We start from the raw sequence: 24,838 nt of genomic DNA on the forward strand, positions 1-24,838 counted from the left end.
GCTCATCCATCATAGGAGGTTAAACATGAATCAATCCTTTCGTAACCACACAGATATCGCCATTTTGGGCATGGGGACTGCATTACCTGCTCATGAGGTAGCCCAGACTGATATTGCTGAACTTATTGCTTCATCCCTGCAGGATCAACCCGACTTGGCCCGTTTCGCCAAAAGAATATTCAGATCCTGCGGCGTCGAAACACGCTATACGGTTGAACCCAGTTATCTTGGATCCGTTGAGGATTGTCGCTACCTGCCTTCTGGTGATCTTTCACAAATTCCTACCACCGAAGAACGAATGAATACATATAAACATGAGGCCCTTCCGCTTGGGATTGAGGCTGCCGAGAAGGCGTTGAAGGACGCGGGAATGTCTCCTGATCGAATTACACATCTCATTACGGTCAGCTGTACTGGACAGTATCTGCCTGGTCTGGACGTCATGCTTATTCGTCATTTGGGTCTGTCTTCCCGGGTGAACCGATTACCGTTGATTTTCCAGGGCTGTGCGGCAGGATTGAAAGCCATTCAAATGGCCCGGGATGTAGTCCAGGGTGCGGCTGATGCGCAGGTGCTGGTCGTATGCGTGGAATTATGCACCCTTCATTTTCAACCGGTTAAGGAGAGGGAAGCCCTGTTTGCAGCTTCATTCTTCGGAGATGGAGCTTCTTCCTGTGTCGTTGGTGCCCCGGCACCCGAACAACGGCATTATCTGGATCTCGGAATCGGCTATTCCGTCCTGCTTCCAGATTCGACGGAAGATATGACCTGGGAGGTAGGCAATCAAGGTTATGATCTTTATTTGTCTCCCCGTATTCCGAAACTGCTGGGTACGCATCTGGAAAACGAGCTTCATCAGTTACTCGGCAATGACAGTCTGCCTGAACTATGGGCCATTCATCCAGGTGGACGGGGAATCGTGGACTCGGTTCAGGACGTTATGAATCTAAGGGAAGAGCAAACGAAGTACAGCAGGGAAGTCCTTCGAACGGTAGGTAACCTTTCCTCTAACACCATCCTGTTTGTGCTTAATGCCATGCGCGAGGATATGAAAGCAAGGAATCAGTCTTCCACCGAGGGTGTGGCCATGGCATTTGGACCTGGATTGACCGCAGAGCTCATGAAATTTACTTATGTACCATCATACTTTCCAGCAGCGAAGGAGAAGGATCATGTCCTTCTTTAGAAGCCTGTCGATCCGTGCGAAGGAAGATGAACTGATGGATGATTTCTCCATGGGTGGAGAAGAATTGCGTGAAGCACTGAAGCATCTGAGGCGGCTCAATAAAATATTTGCTGCTCCCGGTCCTACCCTCGCAGGTGTGGAGAAGCTATGGAAATCCATTGGTCGACCGACGAAGCTAAGTATTATGGATGTGGGTGCAGGTTCAGGGGATGTAAATCAGAAACTGCTGCACTGGGCCGATCAGAAGGGGATCGAACTCCGGATTACTCTTGTCGATCTGACAGAGGAGGCTTGTGAGGAGGCGAGACAACTTTTTCAAAATGAACCGAGAATCACGGTGCAGCGTGCCGATGTAATGAAACTGCCGGATGCCCTTGCGGATATCGTTACAGGCTCACAATTTGTGCATCATTTTGACGGACAACTGCTGATTGATATGGTCACGCACATGATGCGTGTCTCCAGATATGGTGTCGTCATTAACGACATCCATCGTCATCCGGTATCTTATACGGCAGTTTGGATCACGACCCGAATGATATCCCGGAATCGTTATATTCGCCATGATGGTCCACTCTCCGTTGCCAAAGGTTTTACGGCAAGAGATTGGCAGGCGTTAAAACAGCAATTGAACCATGACACCATGACTTACGAATGGAAACCATTATTCCGGTACTCCGTCGTTATACCGAATCATCGGGTTGGAGCAATAACTTGAGATTTTCAAGCCCAATCCGATGATGGTGCACAAATGAAAGGCAGGTGATTTTACGTGTCCAAACCATTGGATGCCATTGTCATAGGTGCGGGAATCGCAGGCAGTACATGTGCCCTGCAGCTGGCCAGAAGGGGTCATCGTACATTACTGCTTGATCGGCAGGCGTTTCCTCGTCACAAAACCTGCGGTGAATTCATGTCACCAGAAACCAAAGAAATGCTGGAATATCTGGACATTCGACTCCTTGATCAGAAAGTGATGCCAAGCACGATGGATCATGCCCAAATCATCATGCCTCAGGGCGGGCAGATTAAAGCTCCTTTACCGGGATCGGCCTATGGGATCAGTCGGCATGAATTGGATCAAATTCTCCACAGCGAAGCCAAAGCGGCGGGAACCGAAATCATCAATAAAGCGACGATTATCGGTATTCAGCAGCTTGAAGATGACCACTATGAGGTGCAGGTCAAAAAAGGGAATGAACGATTAAGCTACAGAGCAAAAGCGGTTATTGGAGCCTATGGAACCAAAAAGCCGCGCGGGATCACGTCTCCGCCTGAATTGCGGGATGACACGGTATATGTTGGCGTGAAGTCGCACTACAGCGGACTCCAGTTGTCCAATCGTGTGGAGCTCTACTTTTGCGAGGGAGGGTATGTCGGTATTTCTCCGATCGAGAATGGTACCGCTAACGTGGCAGCCTTGTTGACATTGGATACGGTACAGGGAAGTGGTAAGTCTGTAACTGATATTCTGCAGGCAGCATCCACAACCAATGGCAGACTGGCTGCAAGACTTGCTGAAGGCAGCCCGGTTCCGGAAACTCAAGTTTCCATAGCACCCCTTAACTTGTCCAATATCCCTGAACCTTGGTCACAATTCCCGCATATCGGGGATGCCATGCTGATGATTCCTCCGTTGTGTGGGGACGGTATGTCCATTGCACTGCGTTCTTCCATTTTATGTGCCGAATGGACCAACCGTTATTTGAAGAAGAACATTAGCTTTGAGGACTGGCAGCAGGGCTATACGAAGGACGCCAACAACGAATTTACCCAGCTGCTTAGAAGGGCTCGAAGAATTCAGAAGCTGGCATTTGCAAAAACGAACAAATACTATCCAGGGCTAGCCCGGTTAATTCCTGGACTTGCGACATATTTGGTTAAGGCCACAAGGCTATCGGAGATGAATGTGGTTCGTAGATAATGTACGGGCTATAGCACAATTCATGGATCTGAAAAGGGGAGGCTTATGCCGACCTCTTTTTTTGTTGTTTTCAGCTAATTTGAAGGAGACCATTTTGAAAACGGACAAGTCCTCGTATAATAGAATGGAGTGCAGAAGCAGTCATGAGCGTCAGATTTGAAGTAGGGAGGCACTATACACCAATGAATTATTCATTTTCCAATCGGATTGCAGCACTGCAACCATCCATTATTCGAGAGATCCTGAAGGCATCTTCCGGTCAAAACGTTATTCCTTTCTCTGCTGGAAATCCCGCTCCGGAAACGTTCCCAATTGAAGCGATTCGGACGTTCACACAGACGATTCTGGAGCAGGATCCGGTAACGGCCCTGCAATACGGGATAACAGAAGGTTACGGTCCGCTGCGCGATACATTGACCAATCACCTGAAGACCGGCTATAACACAGGCTCAGCATCGGATGAACTTTTCATAGTTTCTGGTGCTCAGCAGGGTATTGAGCTTGCATGTAAAGTATTCTGTAATGAAGGAGACACGATCATCTGTGAGAGTCCAAGCTTCATTGGATCGTTGAATTCATTCCGTGCTTCAGGTGCAAGGCTTGTGGGTGTCCCCATGGAGAGCGATGGCATTGACATCGGGAAGCTGGAACATGCACTGCGGACAGAGCAAAATGTAAAATTGATCTACCTGATCCCAAGTTTCCAAAACCCGACGGGAGTAACGACAAGTCTGGAGAAACGCAAGGCTATCTATGATCTTGCCAAAACATACGGGGTCATGATTCTCGAAGATAACCCATATGGTGAGCTTCGTTTCAGCGGAGAAGACGTGCCAACGATCAAATCCTTGGACGAAGAAGGACTGGTTATTTATGTAGGCTCATTCTCCAAAATTCTGTCTGCTGGATTACGCGTAGGGTTTGTTCTCGCGCCGAACGAGGTTGTACAGAAGATGGTGGTGGCCAAACAGGGAGAAGACGTACATACGGCCATGCTTCCCCAAATTTTGGCATACAAGTTCATGGCGGAATATTCATATGCCGAACATATCAGCAGCATTCGGGAGGTATATCGCAGAAAATCTTCATTAATGATGGACAAGCTGAAGGAGAACATGGGGGATTCCATGACATTTACCCGTCCGGATGGCGGTCTTTTCCTCTGGTGTGATCTGCCGGCTCATATCCCGATGCTGGATTATGCCAAAACAGCTGCAGCCAGTGGCGTAGCGGTTGTTCCAGGCACGGCTTTCCTGGTTGATGAGAGCGAAGCCTGCAATGCCATCAGGTTGAATTTCTCGACACCTTCGGATGAACAGATCGTGAAGGGAATCGAGATTCTGGGACAGGTTTTGAAACAGTATTAATAGGTAAGATTCAAGCAGCTCCCCTTACAGAAGACAGGATATTTATAACCTGCTACTGTGAAGGGAGCTTTTTCAGTCGAAAAAAAACCTACCGCAGCAGCTCCGGTAGGAAAGAAGATTGGATTTAAATGATGATTAATCTGAGACGAGAACTCCGTCCAAATTTTCAGGGCCTACTCGAACCGTTCCCAATAAGTTCGTGCTGATGAACGCAGAGTAGGTTAGTTGTGGTGTGATGGGAGGATTGAAGTCATTTGCAGAAAACGTAATGACTTCAGGTGCAATTATGCCGCTCAATCCATATGTGGTACTGGCCGAGTAGATGAACGGATCTGTTGCCAGAGTACCTCTCACAATCGTGATCGTCACTATAAAAAGCGCCAGAGGTAACTGTACCGTAATGGTTCCTTTCATTTGAACACGGGGATTGGGCCCCGCGCCTGCAGTTAATAGACCAATCTGAGCAAATAACGTTGGAGTGTTGATTACTGGAATCGGTATAGCAATGGAGTTGGTCGATGTCGCATTCTGCGAAACTCGTGCATCCAGAAATTGAGCCAATCTACATACCCCCTATCCTGTGAGATAGAATAGTATATTCATAGAAGACAAGTTCGCATGGACTCATTCTACTCCTTTATAACCGATGCATTCACCGCGTCTTCCATTTGATTGCTGAATTGACGGAATAACCCAAGGCGCCAGAATGCAGCACCTTTGAGATCGTATCGCTTGGCTAATCCAAGCTTGTCATCAACGGAGGTTCCCGTTTCGCTGTTTAAGTTAATACCAAGCAGCAGCTTGTTTTTTGGAACACCTGCGTTTAGTGCTAGCTGAATGGCTTGATCTACGAGACTGTTGGGTTCAGGAACCTGTGCTTCGGTACCCGCAGGGTTATATTGATAAGCCATAATAATGAGATCGTCTGCCAAGGAAGCGAGCGTATTGTAATCATAGCCTTTGTATGCACTGTTTAGTGGCGGTACAGCTAGTGATATAGAAATGTCGTTAGGCAAGGAAGCTTTTAATTGTTTAACGTAATCGTTGAGCAGCTTCTGCTGCTGTTTGGCATCCAGTTTAAAACCCAATCCTTCAAAATCAAGAACGACTCCACCGAATCCATTCTCTGCAACGGCATCGGTTATGCCCTGAATCGATTTTTCGCGAAGACTGCTGTCACTCAAAACTTTGGTTAACTCCCCTTGGCCATCCAGTGCATAGACCATAAGGTACGGCTTAATGTTCTGATCTGCAGCATCCGCCACGATGGTTTGAGGGGTCACATCGCCTGCTGCCTCAGGGAGATAATACTCCTCGCCTTGAAGCGTAAACTGGCCTTCCCGGTCAATGCGACTCCAGCCAAAGGCTACGGAGTTCATGGATGTAACAAGATCGATTTCATGAAATGCTCGCACGGCATAAAATGCTCTCAGATGCATTTCGCGCTGCGGGGATACCAGAGAAACCGTACGTGTAGCCTGATCCCAACCCACACCCACGCCGAATTGGCTGCTGAACGAACTCAGCGGAATGAGTACCCGACCTTCTCGCTGTACCGGAGCGGCAGCCAGCTTTACTTTCGTTCCATTAACAGTTGCTGTGCTGCTGCCCACTTTGAGAAGAACCTCGGTGGTTTGACCTTTAAGTCTGCCTACTGCTTTAACCGTTTGCGTTTTGCTGTTCCATGTGATCTGAATTCCAAGCGCTTCCCCAACTGTACGGAATGGGACATAGGTTACTCCTTTATCAATCCGCGGGGCAGCATCAAATTGCAGCGCAACATCATCCAGCTTAACCGAAATGGCAGGTGCTGCATGTACATCACCGATGTTTACAGTTGTTCCAAGCAGGGACAGGCCGATTAGGGTGGCAGCAACGGTTTTGCCTAAACGTTTACGTAACATTCTGTATATTCCTCCTGGTTCCTTATTTAGTAGAAAAAGGGACGTTGTACACTAATCTAGCATACTGTAGTATAGCAAAATTTTCATAGGGTTCCAATTACAAGCTGTTACTTGATATTGTGTAATATTGATAATCATTTTCAATTGGATTAAACTATAGAAGAGAGAGATATAAAATTGCTGCTAGGCTGGTGTGTATACAGCGTCTGCGGCGACCAGGAGGAATAGTCATGTTGATCCAAACTCGCAGTATGGTTATTGAAAAAGGGAACAGCGATAAGGTGCTGGAACGCTTCAGTGGTCCGACCCCTGTGGTAGATATGCCTGGACTGATTGATTTCAGTGTAATGGTTAACAAGAAAAGCAAGGAACATGAAGAGGTTATGGTGATCATTCGTTGGGAATCGGAAGAAGCGTGGAAAAACTGGGAGAAGAGCGATGCGCATCTACAGGGTCACCGGAACAAAAGAGGGCAGGAGAAACCTGCATATCTGATCAGCACAACGGTTAACATGTATGAAGTACAGACGGTGAAGACTGGCAAAGGCACTGTTCAACAATAGAGTTCAGGTAGTGGAGTATGAACCTCTTGATGAGGTTCTTTTCTATTTTAACCGATCGAAGATGCAGGAAACAAAGAAAAATGAAGTAATATCCCGCGCGTTCTGAGCCAATTCCTTGCCGAAACGATAAGTAAATTGCTATTATGGATGAAAAGCAAAAACAGAATGAATGAATTTGGAGGCATATCAATGAATCAGCGTTTCCGTATCACACGTTCGATGCAAGAACAAAATGTGGAGCAATCCATCACTCTTGAGGAGTGCAAAGAATACTTTGCATCCCAGCCCGATTTTACATATGCTCAGGTTTTGACCGTTACAGGAACCGAAAGTACCATGTCAATCGATGGGGATTTTTTTATGTGGAAGCACGATAACACGGAAGTTCCGTTCCGGCTTTATTCGGGAGATTTGTACGTGGCTATTTCAAGTGAAGCTGTTGTTCCTAAAATGATTGAAATTGCAACTGCTCTGCAAGCAGATATTGTAGAGGGGTAGAATATAGGGAGCCTGGTCCAAACTGGATCGGGCTTTTTTTATTTAAATTAAATGGTCTTATAACCATATAATCACATAATAGAAAAGATGAGTTAGAAGATTTCCATGAATTCGACATGATGAAGTATAAAAATATAATATTTTTGTCCGAAACTTGAATTTAATCTCCATATTTTTCATTTATCTTGTTATGATTTAGTTGATAGACTTGGTAACACACATAACTAGATAAGAGGTGAAAGGGATTTTATGAAGCATCGTGGAAAGTTGAGCTGGATTCTCATCATGGTTTTGTTGTTGTCTACCCTTTTTGGTGGAGTTGCGGCTGCCGAAACGTACACTGTCAAAAAAGGAGATACGTTATGGACTATTGCCAAAACGAATGGGACAACCGTTGCGGAAATGCAAAAGCTCAATCAATTGAAAAATGTAAACTTTCTTCAAATCGGTCAGAAGTTAAAGCTTCCTGAGAAGACTCCTGCTGTTAGTGAGGTACCTCCAAAAGAAGAAAAACCAGAAACAACCAGCATTACGATCCTGGGTACCTCTGATGTACACGGTAATTTGTGGGGTTACACCTATGAAGACAGCGCGGAAACAACGAACAACGGATTGGCACGGATATCTACATATGTCAATGAGGTAAAGAAGACCTCCCCTAATGTACTGTTAATAGACAATGGGGACACATATCAAGGCAATATTTTAACGGATGATATTTATCGTAAAAATACGGATGTGGTTCATCCTGTTTCCAAAGCCATGAATGCCATGAATTATGATGCTATGGTCTTCGGAAATCATGAATTCAACTTCGGACTGGATCATGTTGATCGTATTATGAAGGAATTGAATTTCCCTGTTCTTGGGGCCAACATCCTGACACAAGATGGTGGGACGCTGGGCGAACCGTACACGGTTATTGATGTGGATGGTGTAAAAGTGGGGATTATCGGCGTGACGACACCGAACGTTCCTCGTTGGGACGGAGATAAAGTGGACGGTCTGACATTCGAGCACATGGGTGAAACGGTGAAGAAGTATGCACAATATCTCAAAAATGAGGAGAAAGTGGATGTACTTATTGCGAGCGCCCATGCCGGCATGTTTGCTGAATTCGACGAAGATGGGGCTTCGGATTCTGCAGAACGTATTGTGCAAATGGTGCCTGAGTTGGATGCCATGCTCGTTGGACACATGCACATTATTGTCAATGAAAAAATCGGACAAACCGTAATTGGTGGCCCGCGCAACCTCGGACGCGATATTGTGCGCTTTGATATTGAAGTGAAGAAAGATCATGGAACAACTAAAGTAACGGACCGACAAGTTCAAGTAGTCGATATGGCCGCATACACGCCGGACCCGGCAATTCAAAACCTGGTGAAAGAAGAACATGAAGCAACCATCCAATTCATTACAGGTGGCGGCTCTGCTGGAGCTGAAGGTACTTCGGGCGGTATATTCGGACAGGCCACTGCGGATTTCCAGCCTGTCGATGAAATTAAAGGCATTCCGGAAGGCAAGCTCCAAGATACAGCCGTGGTTGATCTCATCAACAAGGTTCAGCTGGAAGTGAGCGGAGCGGACGTCTCGGCCGCAGCTTTGTTTAAAGACACCTCCAATCTAAAAGAAGGCAATATCACGTATGCCAATATTTTTGACATCTACAAATTCGACAACGTACTATATACCGTTAATGTGACTGGTAAAGAACTAAGAGCTTATATGGAGTGGTCTGCTTCCCACTATAATCAATGGAAAGAAGGCGACGTATCCATCAGCTTCGATCCAGAGGTTCCAGGTTATCTGTATGATATGTTTGCGGGTGTGGATTACAAAATCGATGTATCCAAACCTGCAGGACAACGGATCGTTGACGTGATGTATCAAGGTAAACCTCTGACGGACTCACAGGAACTGAAGCTTGCAGTCAACAATTATCGATACAGCAGCGCACTGAAGGCCTACAAATTGGTAGCAGCGAACCGCGACTGGGAGTCACCGCGCAGCATCCGGGATTACCTGGTTGAATACATTCAAAAGCATCAGGAGATTTCCCCTGAAGTGGACAATAACTGGGAGATCGTTGGAATTGATCTGGCAAGCCCGTACCGGGATAAAATCATTCAATTGGTGAATGAAGGCAAGATTGATGTCCCTTATGATCAATCGCTAAATGTTAACGAACTGCTCAAACAAGGGGTTATCCAGAAATAATTTGGAAGTAATTCAACTGAAAAATTGCATGGTAAAGGAGTCGCCTTCATGGCGGCTTTTTTACGTCCAGCAGCCTACTGCCTAATACCTAATACCGTCATTCCTCTTTAAGACAATTCCATTAGAATAGACATCTTATGAACGAAAGAGTATCCTAGTCTATACTTGAAATTAATCAAAGGAGTCCAAGGTATGAAGCCCCATCCCAATGAACGTATTAAAATCGCCCCTGGATTTTGGGCTGGATTAGAGCAATTGGGAATTGACGCCCATGACGTAGCACGCCAAGCACAATTGCCGCTCAAGAAGATCACCAATATAACCGTCAATACGGATGAGTATTTCGCGATCTGGCAGGCTTATTCCGATCTAATAGGTGATACGGCTGAAGGAATCATCAAGCTCGCAACCGTTTTTGAAACAGCGCACTATCCACCGAGTGTTTTAGCCACTTACCATGCTCGTGACTATCGTGATGCACTGCATCGCATGGCGCGTTACAAACAAATGTGCCCTCCCGAAAGCTTGCGTATTACCGAGGAGAAGGAGCACTGCACGATCGAATTGGAGTGGAAAAATACGAGTCAATCAGGACCGCCCGTTTTGGTGGGGATTACGCTCGTATTTCTTCTGGAGCTTGGACGCCGTGGAACGGGTCAGCCCCTAAATGCACAGCAGGTCGAATTTTCGCACGCTATGGGAGATCTGAAGACGCTGGAAGAATATTTCGGTTGCAATATCCGGATTGGGGCACCAAGCAACCGATTGATCTTACATCAGAGAGATCTGGACAGGCCCTTTATTACTTATAACGAAGAGTTGCTTGAGATTCTGACACCCGTGCTCGATCGCTCCCTTGATGAACAGCAGCGCAGTCCATCCATGACAGACGCGGTCGTATGGATTCTCAAACGCAGCCTCACCAGAGGGCGCCCCGACATCCACATTGTGGCGAAGGAATTAGGAGTGAGTCACCGGACTTTACAGCGACGTCTTACTGAAGAAAACACGAGCTTCAAACAGCTGCTGACACTAGCCAGGCACGAGCAGGCACGGGAGTACTTATCTGATCCCTCACTTGATATAAAAGAAGTGGCCTTCCTCGTAGGATACGAAGATCAAAATTCATTTTACCGTGCATTCCGAGGTTGGGAAGGGGAAACGCCTTCGAATTGGCGTCTTAAGCAAGAAGTTTGGCACAGCAGGCTAGTTACGAACTAATTTGGTCACGGTAAACTATCCTTATCGGGAGCAGAAGACGGAATAACCAATGAATGATTCCAGTCAGCTTGCCGTACATGCCAAACGATCAAGGAGAAATGAAAGATGGATATGGGATTACATCAAAAAACCGCTCTAGTAACAGGATCAACGAAAGGTATTGGGAAGGCAATCGCGTTTGAACTTGCCAGAGAAGGAGTTCATGTACTCGTCAATGGCCGGAATAACTCAGAAGTAGAAGCAACCGTCAATGAATTGAAGACAAAATATCCGGAAACATCACCGAAGCATGCAACCGCTGATTTGGTTGACATAAAACAACGAGAAGCTTTATTTGAAAAATACCCCCATGTGGATATTCTGGTTAACAATATGGGCATTTACGAACTCATGCAGTATGAGGATGTGGACGATGAAATCTGGGATAAATACTTCCGTACCAATGTTCTTGCTGCTAACGGACTATCCAAGTTTTACTTGCCGAAGATGTTGAATAATCAATTTGGTCGCATTATTTTCATAGCGAGTGAAGAAGCAGTTATGCCTTCAGGCCAGATGCCCCAGTATTGCATGACCAAATCGATGCTCCTGTCTCTGTCCAAAAGTTTATCCAAATTAACCATAGGAACAGAAGTAACGGTCAATACCATTATGCCTGGTCCAACACTCTCTGAGAATGTACAGCAGATTATTGAAGGGTTGTATCCGGATGAAGAGTTGAGTTTTTTGGAAAAAGAGAAACGATTTATGATGACAAACTTGCCTCAATCCGAAATACAGCGATTTATCAAACCTGTTGAAATAGGCAGACTCGCTGCTTTTGTATGCAGTCCTTATGCATCCGCATTTAAAGGTTCTCCAATCCGTATGGATGGAGGAATGATTCCGACCATTTATTAATACCATCAGTCTTTAGGCAAAAAACCACTGAAAACAAATTCAGTGGTTTTTTTGTTGAATATGAGAGTACGTGATGTATTATGGTCTATTCCTCATAGGGTAAGATGGCATAGATTTTCCAGCTGTTATCATTCATTTTTCTGAGTTTATACAACCCGTCCATGGACACAGTCTCTTCTTGCTTGCCCTCACCCGAATTTATCGTTATTTTCATCTTGCCGCCAGCAGCTTCTAATACAGCGTAACGGTTCGAGTTTTCGATAACGGAAAAGTCCGGCTGAGAGAGCGTTTCAATATCCATGGATGTTTCCTCATCCAGTGTAGAGGTGAGATCCTCCAAAGACGTGAAATTGTAAGAAAGCTGATACCCTGTGTAATACGTTGCGTAGGTCACGGACATTTGATCATAGTTGTGCTCCGTCATGGCTTTGATCTCCGATTCCGTAGCGTTGGAAGCGAGTGTCGTCAGTTCAGCGGTATCAGGGAGCTCCGTTTGCTCCAACTTAAGAGCGCGCTCCAACATGACTACAGCTTGGGCACGTGTAGCCTTCGCAAACGGCTGGAACGTAGTCGCTGTCATGCCTGAAACAATACCGGCCTGGCTTGCTTTGGAGATGGCGGCAGATGCATAGTAGTTTGGAACATCCTTGAATGTTTTGGCTGTACCTTTAAATTCAACGGTGCTGGAAAACGCCCGTACGACCATTACCGCAATATCGCCACGTGTGATTGGGAGATCAGGACCGAATTTCGTACTGCTTACACCTCCAACGACACCGAGCGAACTGGCAATTCGAACGGATTCAGCGTACCATTTGCCTGCCTTTACATCACTGAAGGTTTTTCCTTGGGCTGTGCTATGTAGTCCAGTAGCCTGCACAAGAATAGCTACAAATTCTGCGCGGGTAATCGGATGATTGGGCTTGAGAGCCACCTCGCCATTACCCAGCGAATATCCATTGAGGAGATCGGCGTTAACGAAATTGTCGAGCGTTTCGTATGCCCAGTGGCCGTCAATATCTGTCGGAAAATACAAATCCAGTGACTTGTACGAATCGGCAGCATGGACGCTGCTCCATGAAAAAGGGAATACCACAAGAATCATGGCTAAGAAGAAAAGGGTGATACGATTAAACAGTTGTCTCATCTAGGAAGTTCCTCCTGTAAATTGAAATTTGCCGTCACTCAGCATAACAGAGAATGAGAGAGATATCTAAAGGAAATCTTTACTATTCATCTGGGTCTTCTGTAAAGTGGCTGCTAGAGGATATATAAGAGGCTCATAGAGAGATCAGATCCTTGTGAATCCATTTTAAATCAATAGGTACCAGACGTCGTATAATCAGTGGTTACTGCGATTTTCAAAGTTAAAATTGAGGCTAAAGGTCCATTTATGTGACAAATATTTACTTATATTATATAAAATATAAACTATTAAAGGAGAGTGAAGTGAGTGAAAAAGAGTAAATTGATTTTTATGATGGTAATGAGCATAATTTTGGCTATCTCGATACCTGGTATCGGTCAAAATTCAAAGGCTTTTGCTGCAACAGAGCGTACACCCGTAGTCTTTGTTCACGGATTAACTGGTTCAGATAGCAATTTTACTTTTATTGAGAGCTACTTACGCGGTCAAGGTTGGTCTAGTGATGAGTTATTCGCGATTGATCTGCCTAGTAAACAGGGAAATCAATTGTTAAATTCGGCAGCGATCAGTCAATTCGTAGACAATGTGCTTCGTGAAACAGGCCATACCAAAGTCAATATTGTGGCTCATAGTATGGGTGGGGCGAATAGCTTATATTACATACTGAATCGGGGTGGTTTATCCAAAGTGGACAAGCTGGTAACCTTGGGAGGTGCCAATCGGTTGACTACAACTTCGGCGCCACAGGGAGTTGAGGTTACTTCGATCTACTCTACCAGCGACACGATTGTATCTCCTGCACTTTCCCGATTGACTGGAGCGAATAACATTCAGATTTCGTTGGTTTCCCATATAGGTTTGCTCTTCAATTCAAGAGTTAATGCCCTAATTAAGACAGCACTAAGTGAATAACAGCTAACAGTAGATGCACGAAACATGAGTGACTCGTTAAAGGTTACTCATGTTTTTCTTATAATAAGTGTTATAATATAGACGTTTATACCCTAATACATAGAAGTTTCGTATTGATAATAGACATAGGTAAGGAGCCTTACTTCATGATGACCGAAAAAGAAAAAGCACAAAAAGGGCTGTTGTACGACAATAACAATGATCCACAGTTGGTAAACGAACGCCTTGAAGCCAAAGAGCTGTGTTACGACTACAACCAGCTGCGTCCACGAATGATTGCCGAAAGAGAAGCCATTCTGAAAAAATTATTAGCAAAAACCGGTAGCAAATTTCTAATAGAACAACCTTTTTTCTGTGATCAGGGATACAACATAGAGATCGGAGAAAACTTCTATTGTAATCATAATGCGGTGATGTTGGATGCAGCGAAAATTACATTTGGAGATCATGTGTTTATTGCACCCAATTGCGGATTTTACACGGCTGGCCATCCTTTGGATGCGGAACAGCGGAATCAGGGATTAGAGATCGCCCTTCCGATTACTGTGGGGAGCAATGTATGGATAGGCGGAGGTGTTTCTGTCCTTCCAGGCGTAACCATCGGAGATGACACGGTTATTGGGGCGGGTAGCGTTGTTACCAGGGACATTCCGGCAGGTGTCATCGCAGCTGGCAATCCGTGCCGGGTTATTCGAGCGATTACGGAAGCCGACAAAGATAAGTATCCCAGAGCATGATATCTCTGAAAGAGGAAGTTTAATTTTATCAGGATAAATAAAAGAAGATAACGGAAGATGTCTCGTGGCGTCTTTCGATCAAATTACAAGAGTAGTGTCACTTTAGTCGCCAATATGGCGGCTTTCTTTGTTTTGCCAACACAGGACATGAAATAGGGACAATTGGGAAAGGCTACCTTGTGCGATCCAAATTATATAGAAGAGGAATGAAAAAATGAGCAAAGCATCAGATGCCTCTACAGAGGAAAAGAAACTGAAATGGTGGCAATTAAGTTTGCTTGGTGTGGCGGGGACCATTGGCACAGGATATTTTCTGGGTTCCAGCCTTGCGATATCCATTGGTGGTCCCGCTGTACTGCTGGCTTATATCTTGGCGGCACTGGGTACATATATCGTTTTTGATGCCTTGGCAAGAATGACATCAGACCACCCCGAACAGGGATCTTTTCGTTCCTATGCGAAAAAGGCGTTCGGAAGCTGGGCAGGCTTTGCCAGCGGATGGGTGTATTGGTTTTCCGAACTACTGATTATGGGAAGTCAGTTAACGGCCTTGTCCATTTTTTCGCGTTTCTGGTTTCCGAATGTTCCCCTCTGGATCTTTGCTGCCGGATTCGGTATTGTGGGCCTCTGCATTGTATTCTTCGGCAACAAAGGATTTGACCGGGTTGAAAATGTATTGGCCATCATTAAGATTGCAGCAATCATCATGTTTGTAGTTCTTGCCATTGCGCTTCTCGCAGGGTGGATTGGCGGGACAAAGTATGAGCACAAAGTACCTCTGGCCATGGCAGAAATTTTTCCAAAGGGCGGTATTGGCTTGTGGTCTGCTTTTCTATTTGCATTTTATGCCTATGGGGGTATTGAAGTGCTCGGGATCATGTCATATCGACTTCAAAAACCGGAAGAGGCACCTAAAGCAGGAAAAGTGATGCTCATTGCACTTTCGACAGTGTACGTTGTTTCGATCGGACTCGCTTTAACGATGGTTCCGCTAAATGCCTTTAATCCGAAAGAGAGCCCGTTTGTCCTGGCCCTTAGTAGTGATCACTTGGCGTTTGTTCCGCATTTGTTCAATGGTGTATTGATTGTAGCGGGTTTTTCTACGATGACGGCGTCACTCTATGCTGTCACTTCCATGATGCTCACCCTAGCTCAAGAAGGAGACGCCCCGCGGTTATTCGCACGGAAATGGAAAAAGAAATATCCATTATTTGCGCTCTCTCTCATTGGATGTGGGCTGATCGCAACCATTATCATGTCTCTGCTGCTTCCTGGCAAGGTGTATGAATATGTAACGACAGCAGCCGGATTAATGCTCATGTACAACTGGTCGTTTATATTGCTGTCTTCTGGTCGACTGTTGAAAGCAGGGAAGTTCAGCATCGTCAAACGATGGATTGGACTGGTGCTGATTGGCTTGGCCGTTACAGGTACGCTATTCCATGCCCTCAGCAGACCCGGGTTCTTTATTAGCCTGCTGCTTGTCTTTCTTATTGCCATGAGTGACATCATTGTGCATAAGGTTCGTAAGAAGAAGAAGGGGGAAAATCCCTCCAATACAGATGATGCTGAAGAAGAACAGAGCAACAAGGAAGAAACGCCCACTTTCCACATAACGGGGATTCGGCTTCGCAAAAGCAAACTTAAATAAAAAAGAGAAATTGAATGGCTTTAGCTCCAAAGTAGAGTCCAAAACCAACGAGTGAGAGGCCGGATATGATGGAAATGCCTCTTAATACTCCTGAAGTAAGGTACTTGCGGAATAAACTTGCGGCGGCTGCCATGAAGATATCCCAGATCAGGATCCCGAGGATCACCGCTCCACTGTTAATCAGCGTTTGCTCCACGGAAGAATCATTCACCGCCTTGGCCAGAATGGAGCCATAAATGCCAAGCCAAAACATAATGGATAGGGGATTGAACAGTGACATCAGAAATCCGTGAATGAACGATTTGGATAACGTTGATTCATCTCCTCTCATATCAGATGAGGTAAGATTTCCTGAATTTTTGATACTTTCCACACCGGTATATACCAGAACAAAGAAGCCAAACAACCACAGGAAAGCCTTTACAAAAGGAAGGTCCAGCAAGTGAATGACACCGAAATAAACGAGAAGCATGTAAATGATATCAGCGGCGATCGCGCCCAACCCAACAAACCAGGCAGGCATGAAGCCACCTCGGACACCCTTGTCCAACTGCGCGGCATTAATCGGCCCGATCGGCGCGGATAAAGAGATTCCAAGAAATATATAACCAATTAACATGGAACGCGATTCTCCTCCTTTCGTGTACTCTAACAGCTTATTCTATGAATCACATTTGTAGGACAAACGTTTGTTTATTTGCATAATTTTCTCAGGCCTAACCCATATTAATCGGAAAATAAAGGAGGTGGGATCATGCTCTTCCGGTGGATGAAAAATGTATTTACATCTCAACCCCAGAAGGAGGTAGAAGCTGGACAAAATCAAATAAAGCAATCTGAGAAGTTGGATCCATCGCTACAAAATAAACTTAGCTCTATAAAGAAAGCATTCGAATATAGTCCTGATTTTGTGATTCGTGATTTCCCTGGATCTGCAGCGGAGGACACCCCTCTGGCCGTTTGTTACATTGAGGGTTTGACAGATTCCGCCCTGCTAGTTGAACTTATGGAAAATGTCATTCAATTTGTTAACACCTCACCACCATATGAAGACCAACCAGCAGATGTATTAGTGAGAAAAATTCTACCCTCAGGAAATATCGAAAGTTTGGATTCACCCCAACGGGTCTATCAAGCCATATTAACCGGGTATGTGGTTATTATGGTAGACGGTGTGCAGGAAGTCTTAGCTGTATCCATCTCCGGAGGAGAAAGAAGGTCAGTGGAAGAACCTACATCCCAAACGGTGGTCAGGGGACCAAAAGAAGGATTTACAGAAGAAATAACGACCAACATTACACTTATTCGAAGAAAGGTTCGGACACCTGACCTGAAGTTTCAAATGCACAACATCGGAGAGTACACCCAAACGTCAGTTGCAGTGGCTTATATTCAAGGCATCGCCAAACCGGAAGTGGTTGAAGAAATCACAAAAAGACTAGGTTCCATCCGAACAGACAGTATCCTCGAGAGTGGTTACATAGAAGAATTCATCCAGGATGCGCCTATCACTCCTTTTCCGACCATGATCAATACAGAGCGTCCGGATACAGTGGCTGGCAGCCTGCTGGATGGACAAGTAGCCATTCTTGTTGATGGAACCCCGTTTGCCCTGATTGCTCCTGTCACTTTTTTTAACTTTTTTCAAACTACAGAGGATTACTATCAGCGATATGATATTTCCACGTTTTTGAGAATTATTCGGATGATTTCTTTCGCAGTCTCTTTATTATTGCCTTCCACATTCATCGCTTTAACTACTTTTCAGCAAGAAATGATACCCACCACTTTATTGGTTACGCTGGCCGCTCAACGGGAAGGTGTCCCTTTTCCGGCATTACTTGAGGCTTTGCTTATGGAAGTTACCTTTGAGGTTATCCGTGAAGCGGGTGTGCGGATGCCACGAGCGATTGGACCGGCGATATCTATAGTAGGTGCATTGGTTATCGGCCAAGCAGCAGTAGAAGCAGGGTTGGTCTCGGGAGCGATGGTTATTGTGGTCTCCTTCACAGCGATATCCAACTTTGTTATTCCTTATTTCAGCATGGCAACTGCAGTCCGGTTAATGCGTTTTCCATTTATGTTACTTGCAGGTACCCTTGGTTTGTTCGGCATATTGGCAGGCGCTATTCCTCTGCTGGCGCACTTGGTATCGTTAAGATCATTCGGGATGGATTATTTGTCACCTTACAGTCCATTTTACAAGTCGAACATGAAAGATCTGATCTTAAGGGTACCTTGGTGGGCAATGAAGACTAGACCTGATGAGAAAGCGGGGGGCAATAAAACAAGGCAAGCCCCACACCAATTTCCATCAGGCTCAGACAATAATTTAGACAGTATCCATGAATCTGATGCCAGCGAATAAGGGAGGGGTTGCTGTGATTCGTTTATTTCTCTGTGTAATGATACTTTGTTTAGGAGTATTCATTGCCGGGTGTGGTAATCGTACCGAATTAAATGATCTGGGCATTGCTACCGCCACAGGATTTGACCGTAAGGACGGAAGGTGGGATATTACCTATCAAATCATTGTACCTCCCGCGACCAGTACAATGGGATCATCTGGTGGATCTCAAGCATCCGTGACCACCTTCTCATCTCAAGGGAAAACAATTCGGGAAGCGGTAGCGAAAAGCAGTGTGGAGAACCCCAAAAGATTGTACTTCGCACATACGAACGTCATGTTGATTGGTCAGGAAGCGTCAAAATATGGAATTGCAGAAATTATGGATGACTACTATCGCAATGTTAATGCCCGGGAAACGGTAAAGGTGATCATTGCAGATGGAGAGGCAAGAGATTACCTCAAGAAACTGATACCACCAGAAAAGCAGCCTGGTCGCGCACTGTCGGAGATCTTGGAACGAAACAATGAGATCGGATCCTTTTATCCTGTCATGAACTTGCATGAAGTTGCTTTGAAAATTACTTCAGATAGCGGAGCTGCCGGAATTCCTATCGTCACTGTTAAAGGTCAGAATCCTGGTAAATTGGAATCCATCGACATTTTCAAGCAGACCACAACACCAAGCAAATTGAGACTCGATGGATTAAGTGTGTTCAATAAAGACAAAGAAATCGGAAAATTGAATCAAAGAGAGAGTATGGGCATTTCGTGGCTAACGGATCGAATAAACAAGACTAACTTGAGCTATGAAGGAGGACATGGTGAGATTAACTCTTTTTTTGTCAGGAAAGCAAAGGTGAAGGTTATGCCTATTAAGTCAGGTTCTCATTACAGCGTTCATGTAAGGGCGAAAGTTGAAGCTGAGCTTGACGAGAGCACTTCAAAAAAAAATATCGTAAGTACAGATAACGTCAATGAATTGCAGGATCAAGCTGAACAATTGATCAAATCACAGATGCAGTTGGGGTGGAATGCAAGTCAGCGGCTACATGCAGATATGCTGGGGCTCGCCAACAAAATACATCAAAGACATCCAAAAGATTGGAAAGCTATGAAGAATAATTGGCCACAGGTATTGGCACAGATGGATATTGACATTAACGTGGACGTTAGCCTCAAACGCGTAGGCTTGCTGCAGGATTCATTTAGCCGATTGCTTCAGAAGGAAAGCGAAGGGGAACACTAACACCAAGGAGATGGTTAAATATGAATTCAGCCGGGACTCTTCGTGTATCCGAATTGGCTGTTTGTCTTTCCCTGTTTGAAGTTGGCAGCACAACCTTGTTTCTAATGGGCGGGGAAGCCAAACAGGATGCATGGTTAGCCATGCTGACAGGAGCCTTTGTTGGATTATTGTTGTTACTCATTCATTTGGGGATTCATCATCAGGAACCTGACTTGGATCTGTTCCAGTTGCTTCGGAACCATATGGGAAAGATACTGGGTACAATATTAAGTCTATTGTTTATTAGTTATTTCGCGTATGAGGCTTCCCGAAATTTGCGGGATCTAGCTGAAGTCACCGATTTGACATTATTGAATAGAACACCATTGTGGTTGGTTAGTTTAATTACAATTGTTGTCGTCTCCAACACCGTTCGATATGGATATCGGGTGTTGTTCCTCATGTGCATGATGCTGTTTCCTGTTATGGTTCTGGGCTATACGCTAATTAGCGTATTGATTCCTTCCACGGGCCTTCTCCACACGGATTTAAGTCTGCCTGTTATGGAAAATGGGTGGGGTCCCATTTTTAGAGCAGCTTTCCCGGAAATGATTTCCTTTCCATTTGGGCAGGCCGTCTTGTTTTTGGTCTTTTATCCCTATGCACGTAATGGGAGGAATCTGAATAAAGTGGTAATCGCTGCTTATATCATAACCGCTCTCTCTTTAACCTTTATTAATCAACTCATCATTTTCGTCATGGGTCCCCAGATCGCGATGTTCAGTACACTCCCGCTTTTGCAGACGGTTCAATTGATTGAGATGACAGAGGTATTTGAGCGAATGGATGCCTTATTCACTTTGCTTTTGTTTTTGGGGCTAGGTATTAAATTGGCTGCATTCTTCCATGGTGCAGTGATTGGACTTGAAAGAATAACACAGAGAAGCTACAAGAAGTGGGTGTTACCAATGGGGATTGTTTTATATGGAGTTTCATTCCTATCACCGACTTTTACTGAACATATTGAAGTTGGTCGGGGGTTCACGTTGATTTATATTTCTCCTGTATTTCAAATTTTCCTTCCTGTTTTGTTATTCCTCGTTATTCTTTTGAAAAAAAGAATGAAAAACAAAAAAACTAAAAGGTAATTAACATTATCGAAATGTACATAGAGACTTCATTTGATGTATATAGACTAGAACAAAAAACGACTCCGTATGACACGGAGTCGTTTTTCTGTTAACCATTTAATTTGATTCCACCAGTTTTAAAGCCGTATCGGATTTTTCCAAATCATGCTCAACTTGTTCTTCAATATTGTAAGGATGATACATTTCGTTTTTGATCATGTAATCTGCAATCTTTTGATGAGTTTCGATCGCAGTATCCAATTGGGCTTTCAATACTTTCCGCACTCTTGGAGTCGCCGTTTCGGTAAGAGCGATTGCATAGGTGCGTACGGCCGACTTGGCAGACAGAAGCAAATCGGTAGCGATGGCCAAATCATCCATCGGAGCTATGGCCTTCACGAGCATTTCTTTCGTTTTGGTGGTAGTCATCAGAATTACCTCCTTATTTTAATAGGGATTTTAATTCTTCAATTGCTTTGGAAGAGTTGTCCAAATCGTCTTCAATCAAGGACTTCAGTTTTTCGTCTTTGACAAGTTCCAGCATCGTTACGGCTTTGGTGGCACATGAAGTTTTGAGAGTAAGCAGTTCATGGATTTCAAGTTTCTCATGTAAAGCAAGTTCCTTTGTTGCCATCTTGAAGCACCTCCAGATATTCGTCTGTAAATTAGTACCTACATAGAAAGGAAGAAACAAAAAAAATGTTTGGTGGATGAAAAATCAGCAGTTTGCTGGATGAACACTATTTATCACTTGCTTTACCATCCAGGTCATGGTGGAGTTCTGTGGCCGGGATAACAGGCGAGTAAATCTGTCCTTTTGGAACAGGATTGGATACATATACATAGTCTCCAGTTCCATCAGGGGCGCTTCCTGTAGCCCATAAACCTTCACTGGACTCCGTCCCCTCGGACAGATTCCAGAACTCGTAGGCCTCTGGCTGAGATTCCATCTCTGCCTCAGGAGGGAAGGAAGCTGGAACGACAACTCCGTTCTTCTCTTCCAGTTCCTGAATAGCCGCCATCCATTGATATTGATGGTAACGGTCGCGTGCCAACATTTTACGGAAAGTTGCGCGTACACCTTCATCTGTCGTCATATGGTAAAGTCTTGCCACTTGTAGACGGCCTTGACTTTCGGCATGCAGATTAGAGCGCATGTCCGCAAGAAGGTTGCCGCTTGCCACAATATAGGAACCATTCCAAGGCACGCCGTTAGAGTTGCTAGGCAAACCGCCCAAACCGCTTACTAGCAGGTGTTGGGGATTTATGCCTCCCATAATGGCAGCTGTAACAGGATCTTCAGCCGCTTTTTGCTGCTCAGCTGGTGTAGCACCATCCAGTAACTGGCTAATCAGTGCGCAGAGCATTTCGACGTGGCCAATTTCCTCGGTGCCAATATCCATGAGCATATCTTTATATTTTTCTTCGCCCCGACAATTAAATCCTTGAAAAAGGTACTGCATCATAACGGTCATTTCCCCGAACTGTCCACCCAATACTTCTTGAACTTGACGAGCAAACATGGGATCCGGGCGATCTACTTTTACTTCGAATTGTAACTCTTTCTGATGTCGAAACATATGAATCCCTCCATTTATTTGTGTGGTAGATTAATTCTAAATGTATATAACCTGCTCCTAAAATTCTAAACAGAGTGCATAGCAAAAAAAGACAAAGAATGGAGAGAGAAGCATCTCCTTCTTTGTCTTGTCTTGGGATGATGAAGTCTAATGTCAGCAAAACACAAAGGTACTTAGGCCTTGTCAGAATCCGGTCTTTTGATTTGAAGAGGTGGAGGGATGAGCCATCCTTTTTCTTTGTTCATTTGCAAAATTCTAAGGCCCAGTGCCGTCTTGGTGACGTGATATTTCGCGAATAATGCACCGATATCTTCTCGAATGGATTGTCCCATGGCTTGGCTTGCTGCAACCAGACCCAATGCAGTATCAGCTGCTGCTTTAGCCGCAATTTCAGGATCCGTGAATCTCGCACCGGCCGGGATATCTTCCAATTTTACAGGAGGTCTTTCCGGCAATGTTGGCGCGGGTGCAATTCCGTTTTCGGTTAACAGGGTATCGCATTCTTTAATTTCCAGTTTGGCCTGATCCAACAGGGCATCCAATACTTTCTTCAAATCTTTGTCACCTGCATGATTCAAGTACGCTTGATAACAGGAAACGGCTCCTTTGGCTACCATGGAACATTGCCATACACTGAAGATTTCACCGTAATGCATCGGTTCAGTTTTGGGATTACCACTTAAAATACCCATTTGAATTCCCCTCCAAATTTGATGTCGTTTTACCGAATTATGTTTTACCTAATGCCATAATTATATTCTCACCGATAACCAAACATTGGTTATCAAGCATTTACATAAATCCAGGAAGAAAGCAGACACTAGGGTTATAATTTACTTGAATGGAGGACAACCATGTTTTTTTATCGCGAGGACCTGATTAACATGATCGTCCCGGATAAGCCTGATCCGGCTGCAGCAAAAGTGTTGCAGGAAACCCTTGGGGGCCAATTCGGCGAAATGCGGACCATGATGCAGTTTTTCTTCCAGAGCAGTAATTTCCGTGGAAAAGCGACACAGTATAGAGACCTTCTTCGTGGTGTATTTCTGGAAGAATTAAGCCACATTGAATTGGTACAGCAAACGATAAATCAATTGTTGACCGGAGCAGGTGCGGAGGGAGCAGGGGATGCCGGCATTGACGGCGCACCGCTGGACGAAGCTATTAAACACGCCAATCCGCATCATTACATTATGGGGGCTCAAAGCTCACTGCCTGTAGATGCTGCCGGCAATCCATGGCTTGGCAATTATGTGTATGATCATGGCAACCTGGTTAGTAATTTGCTTGATAATGTTGTACTTGAATCAACCGGTGTCTTACAGAAGTCTCGAATTTATGAAATGAGTACGAATAAAGCGTTTCGCGAAACCCTGGGTTTCCTGATTGTCCGTGATAATGCACATCAAAATGCATTTGCAAAAGCATTGGAGACACTTGGGGTTAATTGGGGTAAAATATTCCCTATTCCGAATTACGATATCAATAAATATCCGGAATGTCAGAAATATATTGACCTGGGCTTCCACAATGCTCAATTTAATTTCCGTTTGGATAATACGCGGATTGCTGAAATCTATAGTGGTCAATCGCCTAGTCGCAATGGTGGTGAACTCAAAGTTACGGACCCTCCACAAGGACATCCTCTTCCGTTCATGCCTGAACTTCCGAATGAACACAGCCCAGGGTTATATGACTTAAATGCATAATCCATCTTCTGTAATAGTGAATATGGATTAACAAAAGAAACTGGACAATCCGGTTTCTTTTTTATATCTTGGTACGTCGTTTGATGATTGTTTGATTATAGAAATACAAAAGGAGCCCTCCTGCGAGGGCTCCATTGTATTTCCGTACTGAATTGCTCTATTGACGATGCTGGCTAGAAAAGTTTCCAAAGGATTGTCCAGGAGAATTAACGGGATTGTTAAATGGCTGGTCTAAGAAGGATACATGTTGATTAGTCGTATTAGCCAATTGTTGTGCAAGATTTGCAATCTGCTGCAGTTGCTGGATCGCTGTTTGGTGTCCTTGAAGAGCTGTCTGAATTATATGGGCAGCTTGCTGCTCCCGTTGTGCAAGTTGTTCAAGCTGTTGGGCATTACTTTGCTCTTGTCTCAAAAGCTGTTGATATTGCATGGATGCTTGTTGAGTTTGTTGAGTGAGCTGTTGAGCGAGCTGTGTGATTTGCTGGGTCTGAGAAAATTGATTCAAGTGAATGGCCTCCTAAATGTCTTTTGGAATACTTGATGTAGTATGCAGAGAGGTCAATGGAAATATTCAAACCGTTACAAAGAATGCAATATGTTATCCATCTGTAACG

The 24,838-nt window shown here is 44.7% G+C and carries 25 protein-coding genes; 16 read left to right on the top strand and 9 right to left on the bottom strand.

What is annotated here, in order from left to right; all coding sequences use genetic code 11:
- Nucleotides 1–25 precede the first annotated feature (25 nt).
- The 4 genes from AAIH57_RS03455 (at nucleotide 26) to AAIH57_RS03470 (ending at nucleotide 4,477) form a co-directional block, all read left to right on the top strand.
- The gene (locus AAIH57_RS03455; protein WP_430020544.1) at nucleotides 26–1,186 is read left to right on the top strand and encodes a type III polyketide synthase; all 1,161 of its coding nucleotides are present in this window, start codon (nucleotides 26–28) and stop codon (nucleotides 1,184–1,186) included.
- Nucleotides 1,173–1,904 (top strand): SAM-dependent methyltransferase, encoded by a 732-nt coding sequence (locus tag AAIH57_RS03460; RefSeq protein ID WP_430020545.1) that lies wholly within the window; start codon nucleotides 1,173–1,175, stop codon nucleotides 1,902–1,904. The genes AAIH57_RS03455 and AAIH57_RS03460 overlap by 14 nt, the downstream gene beginning before the upstream one ends.
- A gap of 54 nt (nucleotides 1,905–1,958) precedes the next feature.
- Nucleotides 1,959–3,110 carry an NAD(P)/FAD-dependent oxidoreductase gene (locus AAIH57_RS03465; protein ID WP_430020546.1) on the top strand — a complete coding sequence of 384 codons (1,152 nt, stop codon included), beginning with the start codon at nucleotides 1,959–1,961 and terminating at the stop codon, nucleotides 3,108–3,110.
- A gap of 182 nt (nucleotides 3,111–3,292) precedes the next feature.
- A complete protein-coding gene (locus AAIH57_RS03470) occupies nucleotides 3,293–4,477 on the top strand; it encodes a PLP-dependent aminotransferase family protein (protein ID WP_430020547.1) in 1,185 nt (394 codons plus the stop codon).
- Between the two features lie 135 nt (nucleotides 4,478–4,612).
- Here AAIH57_RS03470 and AAIH57_RS03475 read toward each other — a convergent pair whose 3' ends face one another.
- On the bottom strand, nucleotides 4,613–5,038 hold the full coding sequence (locus tag AAIH57_RS03475) for a hypothetical protein (RefSeq protein ID WP_175396542.1): 426 nt from the start codon (nucleotides 5,036–5,038) through the stop codon (nucleotides 4,613–4,615).
- A gap of 68 nt (nucleotides 5,039–5,106) precedes the next feature.
- Complete coding sequence (locus AAIH57_RS03480; RefSeq protein ID WP_430020548.1) at nucleotides 5,107–6,381, bottom strand: stalk domain-containing protein; 1,275 nt, start codon at nucleotides 6,379–6,381, stop codon at nucleotides 5,107–5,109.
- Between the two features lie 230 nt (nucleotides 6,382–6,611).
- Here AAIH57_RS03480 and AAIH57_RS03485 point away from each other — a divergent pair, with 230 nt between their 5' ends.
- The 5 genes from AAIH57_RS03485 to AAIH57_RS03505 all read left to right on the top strand — a co-directional run bounded on the left by AAIH57_RS03485 (nucleotide 6,612) and on the right by AAIH57_RS03505 (nucleotide 11,783).
- The gene (locus AAIH57_RS03485) at nucleotides 6,612–6,944 is read left to right on the top strand and encodes an antibiotic biosynthesis monooxygenase (protein WP_413033539.1); all 333 of its coding nucleotides are present in this window, start codon (nucleotides 6,612–6,614) and stop codon (nucleotides 6,942–6,944) included.
- Between the two features lie 189 nt (nucleotides 6,945–7,133).
- Complete coding sequence (locus tag AAIH57_RS03490; RefSeq protein WP_430020549.1) at nucleotides 7,134–7,442, top strand: hypothetical protein; 309 nt, start codon at nucleotides 7,134–7,136, stop codon at nucleotides 7,440–7,442.
- Between the two features lie 249 nt (nucleotides 7,443–7,691).
- The gene (locus AAIH57_RS03495) at nucleotides 7,692–9,662 is read left to right on the top strand and encodes a 5'-nucleotidase C-terminal domain-containing protein (RefSeq protein WP_430020550.1); all 1,971 of its coding nucleotides are present in this window, start codon (nucleotides 7,692–7,694) and stop codon (nucleotides 9,660–9,662) included.
- Between the two features lie 192 nt (nucleotides 9,663–9,854).
- Nucleotides 9,855–10,883: a helix-turn-helix domain-containing protein gene (locus AAIH57_RS03500; RefSeq protein WP_430020551.1), complete on the top strand. Its 1,029-nt coding sequence runs from the start codon at nucleotides 9,855–9,857 to the stop codon at nucleotides 10,881–10,883.
- 105 nt (nucleotides 10,884–10,988) lie between these two features.
- Nucleotides 10,989–11,783 carry an SDR family NAD(P)-dependent oxidoreductase gene (locus AAIH57_RS03505; RefSeq protein ID WP_430020552.1) on the top strand — a complete coding sequence of 265 codons (795 nt, stop codon included), beginning with the start codon at nucleotides 10,989–10,991 and terminating at the stop codon, nucleotides 11,781–11,783.
- 85 nt (nucleotides 11,784–11,868) lie between these two features.
- On the opposite strand, the gene AAIH57_RS03510 is transcribed toward AAIH57_RS03505, so the two are convergent.
- Nucleotides 11,869–12,930, bottom strand: a complete 1,062-nt coding sequence (locus AAIH57_RS03510; RefSeq protein ID WP_430020553.1) for an S-layer homology domain-containing protein — start codon at nucleotides 12,928–12,930, stop codon at nucleotides 11,869–11,871.
- Nucleotides 12,931–13,260: 330 nt separating this feature from the next.
- Between AAIH57_RS03510 and AAIH57_RS03515 the strand changes: the two genes are divergently transcribed.
- The 3 genes from AAIH57_RS03515 to AAIH57_RS03525 all read left to right on the top strand — a co-directional run bounded on the left by AAIH57_RS03515 (nucleotide 13,261) and on the right by AAIH57_RS03525 (nucleotide 16,230).
- Nucleotides 13,261–13,842: an esterase/lipase family protein gene (locus AAIH57_RS03515; protein WP_430020554.1), complete on the top strand. Its 582-nt coding sequence runs from the start codon at nucleotides 13,261–13,263 to the stop codon at nucleotides 13,840–13,842.
- 149 nt (nucleotides 13,843–13,991) lie between these two features.
- A complete protein-coding gene (locus tag AAIH57_RS03520; protein ID WP_217506466.1) occupies nucleotides 13,992–14,579 on the top strand; it encodes a sugar O-acetyltransferase in 588 nt (195 codons plus the stop codon).
- Nucleotides 14,580–14,793: 214 nt separating this feature from the next.
- A complete protein-coding gene (locus AAIH57_RS03525) occupies nucleotides 14,794–16,230 on the top strand; it encodes an amino acid permease (protein ID WP_430020555.1) in 1,437 nt (478 codons plus the stop codon).
- Here AAIH57_RS03525 and AAIH57_RS03530 read toward each other — a convergent pair.
- Nucleotides 16,223–16,849 carry a LysE family transporter gene (locus AAIH57_RS03530; protein WP_430020556.1) on the bottom strand — a complete coding sequence of 209 codons (627 nt, stop codon included), beginning with the start codon at nucleotides 16,847–16,849 and terminating at the stop codon, nucleotides 16,223–16,225. The two genes, AAIH57_RS03525 and AAIH57_RS03530, sit on opposite strands and share 8 nt — an antisense overlap.
- A 135-nt stretch (nucleotides 16,850–16,984) precedes the next feature.
- Here AAIH57_RS03530 and AAIH57_RS03535 point away from each other — a divergent pair, with 135 nt between their 5' ends.
- Genes AAIH57_RS03535 through AAIH57_RS03545 form a run of 3 tightly spaced genes read left to right on the top strand, consistent with a single transcriptional unit; the run spans nucleotide 16,985 to nucleotide 20,953 of the window.
- Entirely contained in the window at nucleotides 16,985–18,598 is a 1,614-nt protein-coding gene (locus tag AAIH57_RS03535) for a spore germination protein (RefSeq protein ID WP_430020557.1), read from the top strand.
- 13 nt (nucleotides 18,599–18,611) lie between these two features.
- Entirely contained in the window at nucleotides 18,612–19,826 is a 1,215-nt protein-coding gene (locus AAIH57_RS03540) for a Ger(x)C family spore germination protein (RefSeq protein ID WP_430020558.1), read from the top strand.
- Nucleotides 19,827–19,846: 20 nt separating this feature from the next.
- Nucleotides 19,847–20,953 carry a GerAB/ArcD/ProY family transporter gene (locus tag AAIH57_RS03545; protein ID WP_430020559.1) on the top strand — a complete coding sequence of 369 codons (1,107 nt, stop codon included), beginning with the start codon at nucleotides 19,847–19,849 and terminating at the stop codon, nucleotides 20,951–20,953.
- 99 nt (nucleotides 20,954–21,052) lie between these two features.
- On the opposite strand, the gene AAIH57_RS03550 is transcribed toward AAIH57_RS03545, so the two are convergent.
- The 4 genes from AAIH57_RS03550 to AAIH57_RS03565 all read right to left on the bottom strand — a co-directional run bounded on the left by AAIH57_RS03550 (nucleotide 21,053) and on the right by AAIH57_RS03565 (nucleotide 23,207).
- Nucleotides 21,053–21,364: a spore coat protein gene (locus tag AAIH57_RS03550; RefSeq protein ID WP_430020560.1), complete on the bottom strand. Its 312-nt coding sequence runs from the start codon at nucleotides 21,362–21,364 to the stop codon at nucleotides 21,053–21,055.
- Between the two features lie 13 nt (nucleotides 21,365–21,377).
- Nucleotides 21,378–21,569: a spore coat protein gene (locus AAIH57_RS03555; protein WP_175396556.1), complete on the bottom strand. Its 192-nt coding sequence runs from the start codon at nucleotides 21,567–21,569 to the stop codon at nucleotides 21,378–21,380.
- A 106-nt stretch (nucleotides 21,570–21,675) separates the two neighbouring features.
- Complete coding sequence (locus AAIH57_RS03560; RefSeq protein ID WP_430020561.1) at nucleotides 21,676–22,515, bottom strand: manganese catalase family protein; 840 nt, start codon at nucleotides 22,513–22,515, stop codon at nucleotides 21,676–21,678.
- A 173-nt stretch (nucleotides 22,516–22,688) separates the two neighbouring features.
- Entirely contained in the window at nucleotides 22,689–23,207 is a 519-nt protein-coding gene (locus AAIH57_RS03565) for a DUF3231 family protein (RefSeq protein ID WP_175396558.1), read from the bottom strand.
- A gap of 162 nt (nucleotides 23,208–23,369) precedes the next feature.
- Between AAIH57_RS03565 and AAIH57_RS03570 the strand changes: the two genes are divergently transcribed.
- On the top strand, nucleotides 23,370–24,224 hold the full coding sequence (locus AAIH57_RS03570; RefSeq protein WP_175396559.1) for a manganese catalase family protein: 855 nt from the start codon (nucleotides 23,370–23,372) through the stop codon (nucleotides 24,222–24,224).
- A gap of 157 nt (nucleotides 24,225–24,381) precedes the next feature.
- Here AAIH57_RS03570 and AAIH57_RS03575 read toward each other — a convergent pair whose 3' ends face one another.
- Nucleotides 24,382–24,729, bottom strand: a complete 348-nt coding sequence (locus tag AAIH57_RS03575; RefSeq protein ID WP_175396560.1) for an AMP-dependent synthetase and ligase — start codon at nucleotides 24,727–24,729, stop codon at nucleotides 24,382–24,384.
- Between the last annotated feature and the right edge of the window lie 109 nt (nucleotides 24,730–24,838).

The organism is Paenibacillus sp. MABNR03 (assembly GCF_050455445.1).
GTDB lineage: Bacteria > Bacillota > Bacilli > Paenibacillales > Paenibacillaceae > Paenibacillus > Paenibacillus xylanilyticus.